The following is a 1,568-nucleotide window of genomic DNA, read 5'->3' on the forward strand; positions in this document are numbered from 1 at the left end:
AACGCACAGAAATGGAAGCCACAAAAGTACCTCAAAAACACCATCATACACTAAATCAATAAGTTGGTATCATTACCCATTTTCTTATAGCTAAAGAGGGCAATATTTATGTTTTATTTAAAATAAAATAAAGCATGAAGCTAATTAGTTTAATTTTAATTCACGCCCTATACCCCTGAGAGGATAGTTGTATCAATATCAAAGATAATTAAATCCATATGTTATAAGTCAATATTAATAGGGGTTACTTAATGGTTAATAATAGAATAATATAAGAACCATAACTCCGGCATGTTATTTTTATCTTTTTACCTCTGTTAACAGGAGCAATACCTACATTGCAGACCAGATAAACTACCGCCAGTACCAAGGAAAGTTAGTGCATCATATTTGTTACCTTTTGCCCAGGCAACGATGTCTTACATCCGGTGACGGCTTTCCATCCAGTCCTTAAACTCACTGAGATACCAGCGACTGGCCCGTCCCAGTTTCAGTGGTTTCGGGAACAGGTCATTACTCATCAGTTTGTAAATATATGCCCGGGAAAGCCCCGTGCTCTCACAGATAAATTTCAGATCCACCAGTTTGAGTGGATTCGTGTCGTTCAGATGTTCTTCTTTCATCAGGCTATCCTTTGTCGTGTTCTCAATATGCAATCAGTCTGCCTGACAAAGGAGGGAGCTTTCATTTTGTGTTTGTTAAGAGAAAAACATATTGCCAGAATACCGATTCTGTGAAGCAAAATCAGTGAAGACTACCGATGGGTCGCATCGTAATACGATGTATCATAATCCTCTGTTTTCTCTAAAAGTTTACTCAGTATTTCGCCGGGATTTCCCTGATTCATCACCAGGTCGAAGGTCCTCAGATAACGACTCCTGAAATTAGTTTCGGAAAAACCAGTGCTTGATGAAGAGTCATTCAAGTTATGTTGTTCAAAAAGATTATAGATATTCCTTAACGGGATAATCTTCCTGTTACTGACCTGCCACAGCAGTAAATCAGTCAACGGAATGAGGTGACATGCCTGGATATCGTACAGTAGTTTCTGGCGTATACTGGTAGTCTTTTCAGCGGAGGGGGCAAAGATCCCATACTGGTTATCCAGGTCGGTCAACAGCACTCTGAAGGCATCAATAAGTTGTTTCTTTGTACATGAAGGATCGACCGCCAGATAAATCTGTTCAATATGACTACCAAAGGCCTGTCTCTGAAGTGTGGTCAGCGGTGTATCAGGTTCAAAATCGCTTTTGCTTATATGCCCCAGGTAACAGGGATGTCGGGACTCTTCAAGTGAAAAAAATGTCTTATCCACGTCGGCCGCAGACAGTGCATGATAGCAGTCATCAATGTCACCGATACTCAGTTCCCGGACCGGTAAGGTGAGCACCGGAAAGGCTGGTGTGTCGGGGGCGCGTAGAGACTTCAGTTCCGGTAATTGTTCATGAGAGATAAACAATGGGTGTAACGCCGGCTTACCGGCAGTGATTCTTGGTTCATCGCGTTTTACCGGGGAACGCTGCTTTTATCTTCAGGAAGAAGTATTCATTATCCCGGTATCCATATGC

The 1,568-nt window shown here is 41.8% G+C and carries 2 protein-coding genes; both read right to left on the reverse strand.

The window, feature by feature from the left end; all coding sequences use genetic code 11:
• Positions 1–419 precede the first annotated feature (419 nt).
• Entirely contained in the window at positions 420–623 is a 204-nt protein-coding gene (locus tag JK211_RS16690; RefSeq protein ID WP_212709737.1) for an AlpA family transcriptional regulator, read from the reverse strand.
• A gap of 131 nt (positions 624–754) precedes the next feature.
• A complete protein-coding gene (locus JK211_RS16695) occupies positions 755–1,489 on the reverse strand; it encodes a DUF6387 family protein (RefSeq protein ID WP_371734656.1) in 735 nt (244 codons plus the stop codon).
• Positions 1,490–1,568: the final 79 nt, after the last annotated feature.

This window comes from Tatumella sp. JGM130, assembly GCF_018257525.1.
GTDB lineage: Bacteria > Pseudomonadota > Gammaproteobacteria > Enterobacterales > Enterobacteriaceae > Tatumella > Tatumella punctata.